Annotated in this window: 13 protein-coding genes; 3 read left to right on the top strand and 10 right to left on the bottom strand. The window is 60.4% G+C overall.

Going from position 1 to position 16,055, the window contains the following annotated elements; translation table 11 throughout:
* Positions 1-6: 6 nt before the first annotated feature.
* Positions 7-1,200, top strand: a complete 1,194-nt coding sequence (locus AGR13A_RS22815) for a hypothetical protein (RefSeq protein ID WP_080839747.1) — start codon at positions 7-9, stop codon at positions 1,198-1,200.
* A gap of 63 nt (positions 1,201-1,263) precedes the next feature.
* Here the strand turns inward: AGR13A_RS22815 and AGR13A_RS22810 are convergent, their stop codons facing one another.
* The 8 genes from AGR13A_RS22810 to AGR13A_RS22775 form a co-directional block, all read right to left on the bottom strand.
* Positions 1,264-3,057 carry an adenine deaminase gene (locus tag AGR13A_RS22810; RefSeq protein ID WP_080839745.1) on the bottom strand — a complete coding sequence of 598 codons (1,794 nt, stop codon included), beginning with the start codon at positions 3,055-3,057 and terminating at the stop codon, positions 1,264-1,266.
* Positions 3,054-3,974 (bottom strand): nucleoside hydrolase, encoded by a 921-nt coding sequence (locus tag AGR13A_RS22805; protein WP_080839743.1) that lies wholly within the window; start codon positions 3,972-3,974, stop codon positions 3,054-3,056. Before AGR13A_RS22805 ends, AGR13A_RS22810 begins: the two co-directional genes overlap by 4 nt.
* Before the next feature lie 2 nt (positions 3,975-3,976).
* Positions 3,977-5,002, bottom strand: coding sequence for an ABC transporter ATP-binding protein (locus tag AGR13A_RS22800; RefSeq protein WP_080839741.1), 1,026 nt, complete (start codon positions 5,000-5,002; stop codon positions 3,977-3,979).
* The gene (locus AGR13A_RS22795) at positions 4,995-5,774 is read right to left on the bottom strand and encodes an ABC transporter permease (protein ID WP_065655279.1); all 780 of its coding nucleotides are present in this window, start codon (positions 5,772-5,774) and stop codon (positions 4,995-4,997) included. The genes AGR13A_RS22800 and AGR13A_RS22795 overlap by 8 nt, the downstream gene beginning before the upstream one ends.
* Complete coding sequence (locus AGR13A_RS22790; RefSeq protein ID WP_080839739.1) at positions 5,771-6,598, bottom strand: ABC transporter permease; 828 nt, start codon at positions 6,596-6,598, stop codon at positions 5,771-5,773. The genes AGR13A_RS22795 and AGR13A_RS22790 overlap by 4 nt, the downstream gene beginning before the upstream one ends.
* 174 nt (positions 6,599-6,772) lie before the next feature.
* The gene (locus tag AGR13A_RS22785; RefSeq protein ID WP_035227020.1) at positions 6,773-7,795 is read right to left on the bottom strand and encodes an ABC transporter substrate-binding protein; all 1,023 of its coding nucleotides are present in this window, start codon (positions 7,793-7,795) and stop codon (positions 6,773-6,775) included.
* A complete protein-coding gene (locus tag AGR13A_RS22780; protein ID WP_080839736.1) occupies positions 7,792-8,859 on the bottom strand; it encodes a LacI family DNA-binding transcriptional regulator in 1,068 nt (355 codons plus the stop codon). Before AGR13A_RS22780 ends, AGR13A_RS22785 begins: the two co-directional genes overlap by 4 nt.
* A 135-nt stretch (positions 8,860-8,994) precedes the next feature.
* Positions 8,995-9,915, bottom strand: a complete 921-nt coding sequence (locus tag AGR13A_RS22775; RefSeq protein WP_003499002.1) for a LysR family transcriptional regulator — start codon at positions 9,913-9,915, stop codon at positions 8,995-8,997.
* Between the two features lie 96 nt (positions 9,916-10,011).
* Here AGR13A_RS22775 and AGR13A_RS22770 point away from each other — a divergent pair, with 96 nt between their 5' ends.
* Entirely contained in the window at positions 10,012-11,199 is a 1,188-nt protein-coding gene (locus AGR13A_RS22770; RefSeq protein ID WP_080839734.1) for an acyl-CoA dehydrogenase, read from the top strand.
* Between the two features lie 221 nt (positions 11,200-11,420).
* Here the strand turns inward: AGR13A_RS22770 and AGR13A_RS22765 are convergent, their stop codons facing one another.
* Positions 11,421-13,514: a TonB-dependent receptor gene (locus tag AGR13A_RS22765; protein ID WP_167377613.1), complete on the bottom strand. Its 2,094-nt coding sequence runs from the start codon at positions 13,512-13,514 to the stop codon at positions 11,421-11,423.
* Positions 13,515-13,788: 274 nt separating this feature from the next.
* Between AGR13A_RS22765 and AGR13A_RS22760 the strand changes: the two genes are divergently transcribed.
* On the top strand, positions 13,789-14,565 hold the full coding sequence (locus AGR13A_RS22760) for an IclR family transcriptional regulator (protein WP_080839730.1): 777 nt from the start codon (positions 13,789-13,791) through the stop codon (positions 14,563-14,565).
* Positions 14,566-14,567: 2 nt separating this feature from the next.
* Here the strand turns inward: AGR13A_RS22760 and AGR13A_RS22755 are convergent, their stop codons facing one another.
* Complete coding sequence (locus AGR13A_RS22755; protein ID WP_080839728.1) at positions 14,568-15,869, bottom strand: NtaA/DmoA family FMN-dependent monooxygenase; 1,302 nt, start codon at positions 15,867-15,869, stop codon at positions 14,568-14,570.
* Positions 15,870-16,055: the final 186 nt, after the last annotated feature.

Below are 16,055 nucleotides of genomic sequence, written 5' to 3'. Positions count from 1 at the left end.
GCGTCCATGCCGACCTATGAGGACCTGCGCGCCTATTTCGACACTTCCGATGCCATGACGCAATTGGCGAGGGCGGCCTCGGAAATCCCCATCGTGCACGGCTTCACCCTCGACGTGGATCCGTTATGGATGCTGCTTTACGATATCGAAGATGGCGTCCTGCCGGAGAGCGAGCGCTACCGGTATGAGTATCTTCTTGACGGTCGCCCTTTCCGCGACTGGTGGAGATTGCCCCTGGCTTTTCCGGAATGGCCGTTCCAGACGCCCTATCAGGGATATAGGCGCCGCGACCTCAAGCGTGACGTTTCGCTGTGGGACGCAATCCCGCGCCCAACGAAAAGCGGTCCTGTCGTGATGACCATCGTTTACGGCCCGCTCAAGACCCCGGCAAAAGGGACTCCGGAGGCTCTGGAGGACGGCGGTGATATTGTGGCACTTCGCCGATTAACCGCTCTCATTGATCAAAGTCTCGCTTCCGCCCGGATAGAGGAACGTCCAAGAGCCAGGCTTGCCTTTGCGGCAGGCGACGAGATCACCACCAGCGCAGGTGAAATCGGCACCTATGGCGGGACGCTGAGGGATACGAACAACAACGAATACGGCATGACATGCGCTCATGTCGCCAAAACCGGTGTCGATATTTTCGATGCGATGGGTTACCAGATCGGCACGGTGAAACATCATACCATCCTTCACCCTTTGCCGGCCCATACGATCTGCGATCCGGTGGCGCTGCCGATGCCGAAACCTTATCCCGGCAATAGCGGTTCGGTGAATATGTTCGACTTCTCGCTGATCGAGCTGACCAAAGCACCGGCAGCGCCTTCCTTGGGCGGGGTGGCCGCCAGCCTGACGCCGGGGCAAAACGTGACACTCAGGGGCAAAAGCGGCACCTATAAATGCAAGCTCGGTTCGCTGGCGATCAGCTACGCCTTCACGGACGGCACCTCGACCTATTGTTTTCGCGACCAGATCGAGCTTCGGCCGCAGCCGGTCATTCCGATTGGCGGTGCGCTCGGGCATCTCGTCACGCCCATGCCGACGCAGGGAGATTCCGGCGGCTGGGTTCTGACGGATGATGCGACGCCGCTCTGGGCTGGCGTGTTTTTCGGCGAAGATGGCAGTCGCGGTTATTGCTCGCGCGCCAGCTGGGCGCATGACTGGGCCGAAAAGCAGGTGGGCGGCCCCCTCTCCGTTTAATCTCCGCGCTTATGCCTGCGCCGATTCACCGGAATGGGAAGAGAGCACCAGAATGCCCGGCGCTCAGCCCACCACCGCAATCACCGGGCTTTGCATCACCCTGCCCGTCAACACATCGGCAATGCCCATATCCGTCTGGTGCGGGCCGATATTGCACGCAAGCGTCGCACCGAAGCAGGCCTTGAAGACGAGATAGGGCGGCTGCCATTCCACCACCGTGCCGAGGGCTTCGCGCAATTCTTCGAAAGCCTTTGCCACCTCTTCAAGAGGCGCATCGGATACGAGGCCGGAGAGCGGCAGGGGAAGCAGTGCGGTGACCTTGCCTTCAGAGGCGACAGCCATACCGCCGCCTGCCACTATCACCGCATTGGCAGCGAGCGCCATGTCTTCGACATTGCCGCCAAAAACTGTGAGGTTGTGGCTGTCATGCGAGACAGTGGTGGCGAAGGCGCCGTTCCAGTTTCCCCAGCCGGTGAGGAAGCCGGTTCTGGTGACCGGCTCGGCCTTGCCGTGGCGGTGGGTGACGGAAATCATCGTCGCGCCCTCAGGCGGAACGACGAAGCCGTCCTTCACCTCGGCCTCCACCTCGCCCCATTGCGTGAAGCGCGGGCGGTCGATGGTGGCAAGGCGCACCCTCGCGCCCTCGGAGGCAACCCTGAAGTCATCGGCTTCACGCAGCGGCAGCTTCATCGAGCCTTCGAGCACCGCCGCATCACAGGCCGGAATGTCAACGAGCATATGCCCGCCTTCCGCAACCGCCCTGCCCCCTGCCAGAACGTGGCGGGCGGCAAAGCTGCTCAAATCCTCGAAAATGACGATGTCGGCGCGACGGCCGGCAGCGATGAGGCCGAGATCGGCACGGCCAAGTCTTTGCGCAGCATTCAGCGTTGCGGCGCGTAGCGCCCATTCCGGCTTCAGTCCATAACGGACAAGGCGGCGTACCACATCGTCAAGTCCGCCGCCCCGCAGCAGGTCATCCGGAAACACGTCGTCGGTGCAGAGCGTCACCGTCTGCGGCAGATGGCCCAGCGCATTCAGCGCTTCCACGAATTCCGGCAGCAGGTGATCGTGCGAGCCGCGCAACTCGATGGTGAGCCCCGCCCTGAGCTTCGCCATCAGGTCTTCGGCCGAGACCAGCTCGTGATCGGAAGAAACGCCCGCCGCCATGAAGGCGTTGAGATCGGCATCCTTCAGGCCGCGCGCATGGCCGCAGAGCAGCTTCTCCGAGACGAGCCCCGCCTGCACGATGCCGCTCATGCGCGGATCACGCTCGATGACGCCGCGCATGTTCATGATTTCCGCAACGCCGCCAATCTGCGGCCAGGAGAGGATATCAGAGAGAATTCCGGCGTCGAAATCTGCACCGCCGCGCTCCAGCCCCGGTGCTGACGGCACTGACGACGGCGCAAGCAGAATGGCGCGCAGCGGCAGGTTTTCTATTGCTTTCGCCGCCCAGCGCACCCCTTCCACACCGTGCACATTACCGAATTCATGTGGGTCCCAGACGATGGTGGTAACGCCACGGGCGACCACAGCCTTCGCATAGACGGCCGGTGTAACCATCGAGCTTTCAATATGCATATGCGTGTCGATGAGGCCGGGCGAGACATAGGCGCCTGCCGCATCGATGATCCGTGCAGCGTCGCTGCGGCTTGCACGCTCGTGCACGCTGGCAATCAGCGCGCCGACGATGCCGATATCGGCGGCGCGAAGCTCTCCCGTGACGACATCCACCAGCGTTCCGCCAGTGATGAGAACATCAAATGGCGCATCGCCGCGTGCGGCGGCAACCGCGCGGGTGCGGAGTGCATCGTCGGTGAGATCCGCCGGCTCGCGCGTCGGGAATTGCGTCTTCATCGGGCGGCCTCCTGGCGCAGCGCCTCAAGAACGGCAGCCGTCGCGGCTTCGGCATTCACGCTTTCGGCAAAATGCGCGTTGAAGGCCTGAACCTTCTCCAGGCGCGTTTCAACCACGGTTCGCCCGCGTGTCAGCGCTGCGTGCAGTTCGACATCGATGCGTGCATGGCGCCAGCCAAGCAGGTCGGAGGTGAAGCCGACGGCGGCGACAGGATCGTAAAGCGCCATGGCCGGCCGGCCACGTCTCGTGGCGATGCCGATGAAACCTTCCAGCAGATCGGCAATCAGCCCGGCGTTTTTACCGCCAGCATTGCGGATCGGCAGCACATCGGCAGGCGAGGCGGTGACTTTGCGGCAGGCGTCCAGATCGACCATGCGCAACGGCAGGCCGTGGGAGAGCACGATGGCCAGCGCTTCGGGATCGGCAAAGGCGTTGAATTCTGCCGAGGCGGTGTGGTTGCCGCTGGTCACGCCGCCACCCATCCAGGTCAGATCGGAAATTCTGGCCGCAAGATCAGGTCTGGCAAGGCACAGGGCGGCAATATTGGTCAGCGGTCCAAGCGCGAGGATACGCTTTTCGCCTGCTCCTTCCAGCCAGCTGCAGAGAGCGGCGAAAGCATCGCTTTTCGGCAGAGCCGGCGCATCCGGCAGGCTTTGGCCGACGGTTGGAATGCCGCTATCGCCCAGAATGCATTGCGCGGTTTCGAGCGCGCCGAGCACCGGCATGGCGCGGCCCTGATGGATCGGCATCGACCAGCCGAAGCTCGCAACGGCCCCGGCAGCGTTGCGGCAGACCGCCTGAAGCGTCGCATTGCCGAAGACCAGCGAAATGCCGTCAATGGCAAGGCCCGACGATTGCACCACCATGATGGCGGCAATATCGTCAAAGCCCATATCGGTATCGATCCATACACCCATGGTCAGTTGAACACCTTGAGGCTCGCCGCCTTTTCAACCGGCAGATCGAAAGCGAGCGTATCTCCAATCGTATGGGCGGCAAGCGCCGCATCGGTTTCCGCCTTGATGGGCCCAAGCGGCGTATCCAGCAGATATTCGCGGCTGTTGCCGGCAAAGGAGGTGCCGCGCACGGTTCCCTGGAAAGGACCTGAACCAAGGGTGACCATGCGCGGCCGCCAGGCCAGTCCGGATGCTGAAAGGACTGGTCCGGGAAGCGGTGTCGTGCCGTTTGCGGTTTTGAGCGCGCCGCCTTCCAGCGCGAAGATGTTTTCGAAACCGACGAAATCCGCCACGAAGGACGAAACCGGCGCGTTGTAAATTTCTTCCGGCGTGCCGATCTGTTCGATCTTACCGCCCTTCATGACGACGATGCGATCAGCGAGCGCGAGCGCCTCGATCTGGTCATGGGTGACGAAGATCATCGTCACGCCGGTTTCCTTCTGCACGCGCTGCAATTCGGTGCGCATTTCAAGGCGCAGGCGGGCATCGAGGTTGGAAAGCGGCTCATCAAGCAGGAGCACCTTCGGTTCCATGACCATGGAGCGCGCCAGCGCCACGCGCTGCTGCTGGCCGCCTGATAGCTCAGCCGGCTTGCGCGAGGCGAAATTGGACAAGCCCACCGATTTCAGGCCGGAGGCGACCTTGTCCTCCAGCGTCTTGCCGCTCATGCCCTTGAGCTTCAGGCCGAAGGCGACGTTTTCATAGACCGTCAGATGCGGGAAAAGCGCATAGGACTGGAACACCAGACCCACGGCGCGCTTGTTGGCGGCAACGCGGGTGATATCGGCCCCATCGAGATCGATATGTCCGCCCGCCACCGGCATCAGCCCGGCAATGGCGCGCATCGTCGTGGTCTTGCCGCAGCCGGAAGGCCCGAGAAGGGCGAGCAGTTCGCCCTTGCGGATATCGAGATCGAGATCCTTGACGGCGATGCTGTTGCCATAAGCGAGCGAGACTTTTTGGAGCGAAAGGTAATTTGCGTCAGACATAACGGGAGAACCCCAGAAAACGTTCGGCCATGAAGACGATGCCGATGGAAAGGAAGGCGAGCAGCGAGGAGAGTGCGGCCACGGAAGGATCGAAGACGATTTCCATGTAACCCAGCATGTCGATGGGCAGCGTGCGCACGCCCGGACCCGACAGGAACAGAGATACCGGCACCTGGTTGAAGCTCGTCACGAAACCGAGAATGAAGGCGGAGAGAATGCCGCCACGAATATTCGGCAGCACCACGCGGAAAAACGCCCCCACCCGCGACGAGCCGAGCAGCACCGCCGCTTCTTCGATGTCCGAGCGCAGATTGTTGAGGCTGGCCGATACCACCCGCACCGCATAGGGCAGGATGAGCGCGGTGTGCGCGAGGAACAAAGCAAGCGTGATGCCGATGCCGAAAGGCACGACGAAATAACGCAGCAGCGCCAGACCCACGATGATGCCGGGCACAATGATCGGCGCGGAAACGATGGTGCGCACCGTCTCTGCAAAAGGCAGCTTGTAGCGCGACATGGCGTAGGAGGCGGGAATGCCGAGGATCAGCGCTGCAAAGGTGCCGCCAATGGCGAGGAACATCGACATCGCAAAGCTTTCCCGGAAGCTCTCAACGGTAAAGACCTTGGCGATCCATTTCAGCGAAAAGCCCTGCGGCGGGAAGGCAAGCGTATCGCCGGCCGAAAACGAGGCGGCAACGATGATGAGGAACGGCCCGATGAGGAAACCGACGACAAGAAGGAGCGTGAGCGGAATGAAGAGCTGCCGGGTCATTTCTTGTTCCTTGCGGTGGCGATGCGCTTCAGCAGGATATTGGCGGCAAAGCTCATGACGATCAGGATGAATGCGATGACGCTGGCGGCGACGAAATTGTTGGAAACCGTCACCTGCTGGTAAAGCAGGGTTTCCAGCATCAGCACCTTGGAGCCGCCAAGAATGGCGGGCGTGATATAGGCCGTCAGCGAACCGGTGAAGACCAGCGTGCCGCCGACGACCAGCCCTTCCTTGGTGAGCGGCAGGATGACCTTCCAGAACACCTGAAACCAGTTTGCGCCGAGAACGCGCGCGGCGGCGATCGTGTCCTTCGGCATATTCTCCAGTGCGCTGATGAGGGAGATGATCATCAACGGCAGAAACAATTGCAAAAGACCGATGAAGACGGCCGTTTCAGAAAACAGGATGCGGATCGGCGCGTCACTCAGGCCGACAGCCTGCAGCGCCTGGTTGACGATGCCGGTTCTGCCCAGAATGACGATCCAGGCATAGGTGCGGGCAACCGGCGAAATCATCAGCGGCAGCACGACCAGATTGACCACATGGCCTTTTGCCCCCGGCGAAAGATTGACGATGGCGAAAGCGGCCGCATAACCCACCACCGCCGAGACGATGGTGACAAGCGCGCCAAGCTTCAGGGTGCGCAGGAAAACCGTCTGGTTCAGCGGATCGGAAAAGAAATCGGCGTAAGCGGACAATGTCCAGCCATCGGCGCTGTGGAAGCCCTCCGACAGAAGCATGAAGACCGGCACAAGAAAGACCGCCGCCGCAAAAATAGCGGCGGGCAAGGCAAGCGCCAGCGCTTCGGCCCGGTTCTGAAACATGGGTTTATTCCCTGAACGGCCACGCGGCCGGTTACGGTTGAAGCCGGGATGCCGGCTTGCGGTCTGGAAAGGTTGGAAAAGCGGTCAGGGGACGACCAAACCGCTTTTCCTGAAACGGGGCGAGCCCTTGCGGACGCTGAAAATCACCCCGTTCCTGACTGAAACTGTCCCGGCTTATTGCCCGACCTTGGAGTTCCACTCGGACAGCCACTTGTCGCGGTTATCCAGCGTCACGTCGGAAGGGATGAGCTGCAGGCTTTTTGCGGTTTCGTCGCCATAGGTGATGTTGTTCGCCACCTCGTCGGAAACCTTGACTTCCCTGTTGGTCGGGCTGTCCACCAGCTTTTCGGCCAGCGCCTTCTGAACGTCGGTCGAGAGCCAGAAATCCATGAACTGCAACGCCAGATCTTCGTTCTTCGTGCCCTTCGGCACCACGAGCACATTCATGCCGCCGGTCTGGCCTTCCTTGGGTGTTGCCCAGGCAAGCGGCAGATCGAGCTTGGTGAAAGGCGCCCAGGAGAAGCGGCCGATCGGGGCGGCCCAGATTTCCTCCTGCTGCATCAACTGCACCAGCTGCGAGGATTTGACGTAGAAAGTGACGATATCGTCCTTCTTTTCGCCCACGGCCTCGATCGCGCCGGAAAGATCCGGCGTATCCTTGCCGATGGCCTTGCCGAGCATGTAAAGCGCCGGCGGGCCCTGATTGGTGGTGACGTTCGGGAAAGCGACGTGATCGACGATACCGTCCTTGAGGAGATCGGCCCAGCTATCGACCTTCATCTTGTCGGTGCGGTAAACGATTGAGGTGGCGTAGAAATTGACGCCGACGCTCATGCCGTCGCCATTCGGGTCCTTGGCGATATCATAGAGCTTGTCGATATTCGGGACCTTGGAAGCGTCGATCTTCTGGATCAGGTCCTTGCGGGTGGCGGAAAGCGCATCCGCCATGGAAACGATGGCGAGATCGACCACCGGATTGGCCTTGTTGGCCTCCATCTTGGCCAGACGTTCGACGCTGTTGCCAGTCTCGACGACCAGCTTGCAGCCACATTGCTTCTCGAACGGCGTATAGACCAGTTCCTTGAATTCGTCCTGCGCGAAGGCATAGACCGAGATCGTCAGCGTCTTGTCCTGCGCCTGCGCGGCACCCATCGTCAGCATCAGGGCGGTGCCCGATGCAAGAATGATTTTTTTCATGGTGTGAGTTCTCCTGCTGTCGTGTTTTTGGCTTCAATCGCATCATGCTTTTTTCTGCCGGTGGAGCCGCGCATGATCAGCGCCATCGGTATGTTCGATATTTCGGCCTTCACCTCGGCGGCGATGCCGTTTTCGAAGCCGGCTTCGCCATCGATCGCGCGCAGCAGTGCCTCGACCGCCAGATCGGCGATGCGGCCCATATCCATGCGCATCGTCGTCAGCGGCGGCGTCACGACGGCCGAAAAAATCAGATCGTCGAAACCCGTCACGCTGGCCTCTTCCGGCACCTCGATACCCTCGCGCTGCAATTCGGTAAGCGCGCGCAGCGCATGCAGGTCCGATACGCAGGCAAAGGCGGTAAAACCATCCGCAACCCGGTCAGCGAGGCCAAGACGGCAACCCGCGCCATCAACCTTTTCAATGGCATCTATCCATAGCGTCTGCGTGGAGCAGGCCTTGCCGAGCCCATCGCGAATGCCGCCAAGGCGGTCGTTCTGCACGTTGGAATCGCGGTTCTTGCCCACCAGCACCACCCGGTCGTGGCCAAGCCCCGCCAGATATTCGCCGACCTGCCTGCCACCATCCCAATGGTCGGCGGCAACCGTGTTTCCAGGTGTCGATGGACTGTCGATCACCGCCACCGGACAGTCGACATCGGCGATGCGCGTCCCCCGGCGGGGAACGACCACCATGCCATCCACCCCGCGCTCGATCAGCCGGTTGATGGCATCCGTCTGCATGGCGATCTCACCGCGCGAGTCGGCGATCAGCACACCGTAACCCGCATTGACGGCCGCCTTTTCGATGGCCTGTGCAATCTGCGGGAAAAGAGGATTGGCAATATCGGGCAAAACCAGCCCCAGAACCCCGCTCTTGCCGGTGCGAAGCGCCCTGCCCGCCGAACTCGGCACATAACCAAGCTCGCTTGCGGTCTTGCGGATGCGCTCCACCAGCTCCGGCGAAACCCGACCCTTGCCCGACAGCGCATTGGACACGGTTGCAACCGACACGCCGAGTGCCGCTGCTATCGCGCTCAGATTGGTGGCAGGCCGTGAAGACGCCATGATGGTCCGAAAGGGCTGATTAAACGTTTAATCACGATAGTCGAGCAAAACCGCCCTGTCGAGTCCGGGCCGGGGTAAAACCGGGCGAAAACCGAGGCATAAAGTCTAAATGCCCGAAAAAAGTGCTATTATTTTTTAGAGCTGTGGATTGCTGGCCGCACGATAGGCCTCCACCTGCCGCACCAGCCAGTCGCGAAACAGCACGACCGGAACGTGGTTGGCGCGCGAAAGCGGCGCCACGGCATAATAGGAGCTGGGGCTTTTGGCCTGATGATCGAAGGCTTTCACCAGCTGCCGCGATTTCAGCTCATTATCGATCAGGAAAAGCGGCATCAGCGCCACGCCCAGTCCGGCGATGCAGGCCTGGGCCACGCTGGAAAACTGCTCGAAGCGCATGCCCTGCGGCAGGGCAAGCGACAGGCCGAGGCTTTCGAACCAGTGGCTCCATGCGCCCGGCCGCGAAGCCATGTGCAGAAGCGGAAGCGCCGCAATATGTTCGCCCTTTTCGATTGGATGCGCCTTCAGAAACTCGGGACTGCACACCGGGGCGACCATTTCATGCATCAGAAAGGTGCTTTCCGCCCCCGGCCAGTCCGCCTGACCGATATGGATCGCCATATCCAGCTGCTCGCGCTCAAAATCGAATTGCCCGATACGGGTGGCGAAATTGATGGTGATTTCGGGATGGTTCGCCACGAAATCCGGAATACGCGGCAGAAGCCAGCGGGTGCCGAATGTCGGCAGCATGGCGAGGTTCAGCGTATTGCCATGCGTTTTGGTCATGATCTGGAGGGACGCGGAGCGTATCTCGCCAAGGGCTGCGGCAATCGATTTCGCATAGGCGCTGCCCTCGGTCGTCAGCGCCACCCCGCGTGCGCCGCGCTCGAACAGGCGCACGCCAAGCTGTTCTTCCAGTGACATAACCTGCCGGCTGATCGCCCCCTGCGTCAATGCAAGCTCGTCCGCTGCGGCGGAAAAGCTGCCGAGCCGGGCAACGGAATCGAAGGCGGCGAGCGCACTGGTGGAGGGCAGAAGTTTGCGGCTGAGAGACGTCATGAGCCATTACTATATGTAATGCAAAAATGAGTAAACATGGCTTGTGCCGACTGGCTCGAATACCAATAATCCGGCCAGCAAATCCGGAGGCATCACGTGAGCGAACACGCAGCATTCAATTGGCAGGACCCTTTTCTGCTCGAAGACCAACTGACCGACGACGAGCGGATGATCCGCGACGCCGCCGCCGCCTTCGGCAAATCGGAACTTCTGCCGCGTGTCTCCGAGGCCTATCTTTCCGAGACCACCGAGCCGGAACTGTTTCGCCTGATGGGCCGAACCGGCCTTCTCGGCGTCACCCTGCCGGAAGAATACGGCGCAGCCAATGCAAGTTACGTGGCCTATGGTCTCGTCGCCCGCGAAGTGGAACGGATCGACAGCGGTTACCGCTCGATGATGAGCGTGCAGTCATCGCTCGTCATCCATCCGATCTTCGCCTATGGCTCCGACGAGCAGAAGAAGAAATATCTGCCCGGCCTCGTCTCGGGGGAACTGATCGGCTGTTTCGGCCTGACCGAGCCGGATGCCGGTTCCGATCCGGGCGGCATGAAGACCCGCGCTGAAAAGATCGCTGGCGGCTATCGCCTGCGCGGTTCGAAAATGTGGATTTCCAATGCGCCGATCGCCGATGTCTTCGTCGTCTGGGCGAAATCGGAAGCCCATGACAACCAGATCAAGGGCTTCGTGCTGGAAAAGGGCATGAAGGGACTTTCGGCCCCCAAGATCGGCGGCAAGCTTTCGCTGCGCGCCTCCATTACGGGCGAGATCGTTCTGGACGGTGTGGAAGTGGGCGAAGACGCGCTGCTGCCCAATGTCTCCGGCCTGAAAGGCCCGTTCGGCTGCCTCAACCGCGCCCGTTACGGCATTTCCTGGGGCGTCATGGGTGCGGCGGAAGATTGCTGGTTCCGCGCCCTGCAATATGGTCTCGACCGCAAGCAGTTCGGCAAGCCGCTGGCCGGCATGCAGCTTTACCAGAAGAAGCTCGCCGACATGCAGACCGAAATCGCGCTCGGCCTTCAGGCATCGCTCCGCGTCGGCCAACTGATGGACGACCATAAGATGGCGCCGGAAATGATCTCCATCATCAAGCGCAACAATTGCGGCAAGGCGCTGGACATCGCCCGCCAGGCCCGCGACATGCATGGCGGCAACGGTATCCAGATCGAATATCACGTCATGCGCCACGCCCAGAACCTTGAGACGGTCAATACCTATGAGGGCACGCATGACGTCCACGCGCTGATCCTCGGCCGGGCGCAGACGGGCATTCAAGCGTTTTTCTGAGGCTTTCTCGGCGTCGAGGAGTCAGGTTTTACAGAGGCCTGAAACCTCTCCTTCGTCATGCTCGGGCCTGTCCCGAGCATCTGCAACCGATTGATCTAACGCTACGTGGTTGGATCCTCGGGACAAGCCCGAGGATGACGGCGCGTGTGAAGGGTTCTGCATCAAAAAAGGCCTTCGAAGATCGCTTCGAAGGCCTTTTGCTTTTCAACTCAGGTGGCGGCTCAGAACGTGCCGCGCACGCCGATACCGAACATGCGCGGTTCGGTCATGCTGGCCTCGATGCCGCCAATACCGCGGTTTTCCTTCATCAGCGTCGGTGCGCGCTCGTCGAAGACGTTCTTGACGTAGGCGTAGAATTCAAGCTCTTCCTTGAACTTGTAGCTCGCCCGCAGATCCGCGATCGTATAGGGGTCGATCGCATAAATGGCCTTGTTGTCCGTGTCCGAATAATAACCGTCGAGATGGCGCACCTGCCCTGAAACGGTGAATTTATCGGTCACGTCCCAGCTGGCGCCGACGGTGAAGCTGTAACCCGGCGATTTGGCGAATTCCTTGCCGACATAGGCGGCATTGCTGGAAATCTCGTCGATCTTCGTCTTCAGTAGACCGGCGCTGGCCTTCAGTGTCAGATTGTCGAGGACCTGATAATCCACGCCGATTTCCAGACCGTAGGCATGCGCCTCCTCGGCATTGACGGTGTAGGATTCGCTGATGCCCGTGGAGACAACCACCGGCACGTTAAACTGGGCGTTCTTCATGTCCATGTAGAACAGGTTGCCGTTTACCGTCAGCGTATCGTCCAGCAGGTTGGCACGGGTGAACAGCTCGTAGTTCCAGATGGTTTCCTTGTCGAAGGTCCGCCATTTGCTGGTCGTCAGGTCGAATGCGACACCGCCGGGATTGTAACCGCGGCTGATCAGGCCGCCCACTGTCCAGTCGTCATTGATGGCGTAGGCAAGCGAGGCCTTTGGCAGAATTTCCGAGAAGGTTTCGTCATAATTGACCGAGCTTCTGGAGGTCGCGCTCAATGTGCGATAACCGCTGCGCTGAATCTGGTCCTGCTGGTAGCGCAGGCCGCCGGTCAGGGTCCATTGGTCGGTCAGGCGATAGCTCAACTCGCTGAAAAGACCGAGATTGTCCTTGGTATCGTCAAATCTGGACGTCCCGCGCAGATAAAGAACTTCGTCAGCCTGCGTGTGGGCGTAATAAATACCGGCAACACCGCTCAGCACATCTTCCTGATCGCCGAAGGTCACGCGCGTTTCATGCGACGTGTTCTTGAGATCGACATCCGCATCGCCATTATTCGCAATGCCGACCCGGCGCTTGGCGATGGACGAGGAAAACTGCGTCTGGTTGAACAGTTTCACGCCGTTTTCGAAATCATAATTGACGTCCAGAATCCCGGTATTGGTATACTGGCTGAAGCTCGGCATCGTCGTGGTAATGTGGTTGAGATCCTCGAAGGGGCGCGACGCCGCCTCCTGGCTTGGCCGGTTCGAAGCGTTGTAGGAATAGGTCAGCTTGGTCGAAAGGCCGGGAATTTCAGCCGGTTCCCACAGAAGCTTGAAGCGTCCGTTGAACTCCTTGAAGTTCTGGTCCGTGCCGTCATGGGCAAAAGCCGAGCTAATGTAATCGATGAAGGTGTCGCGGCCGGAATAGTCAATCGCCATGCGCGCTGCCAGCTCGTCTTCGATCAGCGGCCCTGAAAGAGCGAATGAAGCCCGCTTCTGGTGGTAATTGCCAATTTCAGCCTGATAGGATGCTTCCGGCGTAAAGGTCGGATCATTGGTATTGACGATGATCGCGCCGGCAATAGCGTTGGCACCCTGCGACGTGGTCTGCGGGCCGCGGAAGACCTCGATGCTTTCGACGTCCCAGATGGAACTCGCGCCATAGATGAACTCGTTATAACCGAGATAGTGGCCGTCGACATTGATGGTTGCGCGCGGCACCGTGCCGGTGAAAAAGGCGATGGAGCCCGTATTCGGTCCCTGCGTGTCCTGCCCGCGAATGATGGGCGCGCTGACATTGTCGGTGTAGACGATGTTCGGGATATCCTTGATCGCTTCGGATACGGTCGGGTCGCCGGTCTTTTCTTTCTTGATTTTCTCGCTGGAGACGACCGAAACGGACGACGCCGTGTTCTTCATGTCGCGCGCGACTTTTTCACCGGTCACGACAATCGGCTTGAGAACGGTCGTTCCCGGCGCCGCAGCCTGCTGATCCTGGCCGAAAACCGGTGTCACAAACAAAGCCGACAGCGTCAAAACGCTGACCCCGCTCATCAAACGACCGCTAGAACGAAACCCCATCACACACCCCTAAATAAACATGAGTATTAAAGTCATATTCAAGTAACGGAAGCGTTATATGTTTCGCAATAGAGAATGCGTTCTGTATTGCGGACAATCAGGGTTCCGCAAGGGGATGTGCCATATTTACAACAAAATTTATCGACCTGCCTTTCCGCACCTCAACGATGGGACCCGGAACTGCATGGCGAGCGCGACAGAAATCGATTCCGATTTCCCGGCCGATGGGTTAGGCATGGTCACGCCATGAATGGGGGGAGCGGGCTTGAACGCCATGGATGAAGAGCCGGAAAATCTGTCGGAAAACGAGGGAGAGAAGCGCTCTGCCCTCATCCAGTCGGTGTCGATTGCGGCGCGCTTTCTCAATCTTCTCGCCAGATCGGACAGGGCGCTTGCGCTCGGCGAACTTGCAAAACGCGCCGGCACCGGCCGCTCGACCGCCCATCGCTACCTGCAAAGCCTCGTGCGCGAAGGGCTGGTGACGCAGGATCCCGCAAGCGGCAGCTACGATCTCGGTCCGGCGGCGCTTGGGATCGGCATCAGCGCGCTCAGGCGAATCAATCCGGTCGAAACCGCCGGTCGGCAGATGAAGAACCTGGCCTCGCAGATCGGCGCCAGCTGCGGTGTGGCGATCTGGACCGATCGTGGCCCAACTGTGGTGCAATGGCACCGGAGCGCCAGTTTCTCCATCAGCACCGTGGCGCTCGGCGATGTTCTGCCGCTGGACAACAGCGCCTGCGGGCTGGTTTTCCAGGCTTATCTGAGCGCTGACAGAATAGCGGCAGTGCGCAAGCTGCAACCGGCAGCCTTTCGCGGCTCCCGTCCCGACACCGGAATTCTGCACGGCATTCGGGAAACAGGCGGCGCGGAACTCAACGAACATCTGTTTTCAGCCCTCACAGGCAAGGCCGCCCCGGTTTTCGACGCCCAGGGCGAAATCTGTTGCGTCGTCACCACCGTATCCTTCCTGGCGACTGCCGAGACCGAAGGCCATTTTCAGCAGCTTCTCGAAGCCGCCAGAAAGGCGACGACGGAATCCGGCGGATCGTAATTCTATTCGGCCAGATGCTCCGCAAAGGTGCGGCCGGAATAGGCCGTGCGGAAAAGCCCCGCATCGCCAAGCCGGGGAAGCAGCCGCTCCAGCACCAGCCGCATTGACGCAACGGAACCACCTGGCACCGCGACAAATCCGTCTATCGCACCGGCCTCCGTCCATTCACGAATGGTCTCGAAGGCATCCTCCACCGTGCCGATGATCTGCCAGTGGCCCGACCCCATTACTTCGGGCCGCCGCAGCAGATCGCCGACGCTCAGCGTTTCCCGCTCGATCAACCGGCGCAGCAGGTTGGCATGGGTGCGGCTTCTGGGTGTGTCGGGCGGTGGAGGCAAGTCTGAGGCGGTGACGACCCGCGTGAGCGGCCAGTCCGAGAGATCCAGACCCGTCAGATTATGAATGGATGCAAAGGTACGGGCGTGATTGGCCCGCCCATGGGTCGCCGCAAACAGGTCCAGCGCCTCTTTTTTCGTGTCCGCCAGATAAAGGCTGAGACCCGGCATCAGCTTCACCCCGTCGGGCTTGCGACCATGACCCTCAGCCCGCCGTCGCAAATCAGCCCTGAGTTCGATGGCCGCTTGCATATCCGGCGTGGAGGCAAAGACCGCATCCGCAACGGATGAGGCGAAATCGCGCCCTTCCGGCGAAGCCCCCGCCTGCACCAGGGGAATGCGGCTGGCATGGGCCGGCAGGTTGAGCGGGCCTTTGACGCTGAAATGCTTCCCCGCATGCGCGAGCGGCCGCACCAGCGACGAATCGGCAAAACGACCGCTTTCCTTGTCCAGCTTCAGCGCCTCGTTTGGAAAACTCGCCCAGAGCTGCCGCACCACCTGCGTGAACTCGGCGGCGCGCTCATAACGCTCCTGCGGCGACGGCATTTCCTTGAGGCCGAAATTTTCGTGGCCATCCAGCGCCGTGACGATGTTCCAGCCCGCCCGGCCGTTGCTCAGCCAGTTCAGCGACTGTATCTGGCGGGCAACCACATAGGGCGGCAGGAATGTCGTCGAAACGGTGGATAACAGACCAACATGGCTGGTCTCTCGCGCGATTGCGGCAAGAAGCATAGTCGGGTCCATGCTCGCAAATGCGCCGCCGGTTTCCAGCCCTTCGGTGCGCAGGAAAAGCGTGTCGGGACGAAACACGAAATCCACATGCGCGGATTCCGCCCGCTTCGCCAGATCGACGAAATAATCGCTGGAAAACACCCCGCCTATATCGCTGTCCGCACGCCGCCATGCCTCGCCGCTGAGCCAGGTTGGGGCCAGCGACATGCCGACGTGAAGCTTGAGCGCGACTGACATAATTCACCTCGACTGAAATAATCCGAAAGAAATCCACACCCTGAATCGGCAAATTTCGATTTGTGGAGAGTTTTACTATAGTTTAGTGTCGCTTCAAGACCGCACCGTCGTCCTTGCCGGAAGGAAATCCCATTTCCGCTCGTTCGATGTTTAAATTCAATACCTTATACTTTCCTTGCGGCGTCT

Source organism: Agrobacterium genomosp. 13 str. CFBP 6927 (assembly GCA_900012615.1).
In the GTDB taxonomy this organism is placed as follows: domain Bacteria; phylum Pseudomonadota; class Alphaproteobacteria; order Rhizobiales; family Rhizobiaceae; genus Agrobacterium.
Note: the sequence above shows the minus strand (reverse complement) of the source record. Positions and strands in the feature narration are given on the sequence as shown.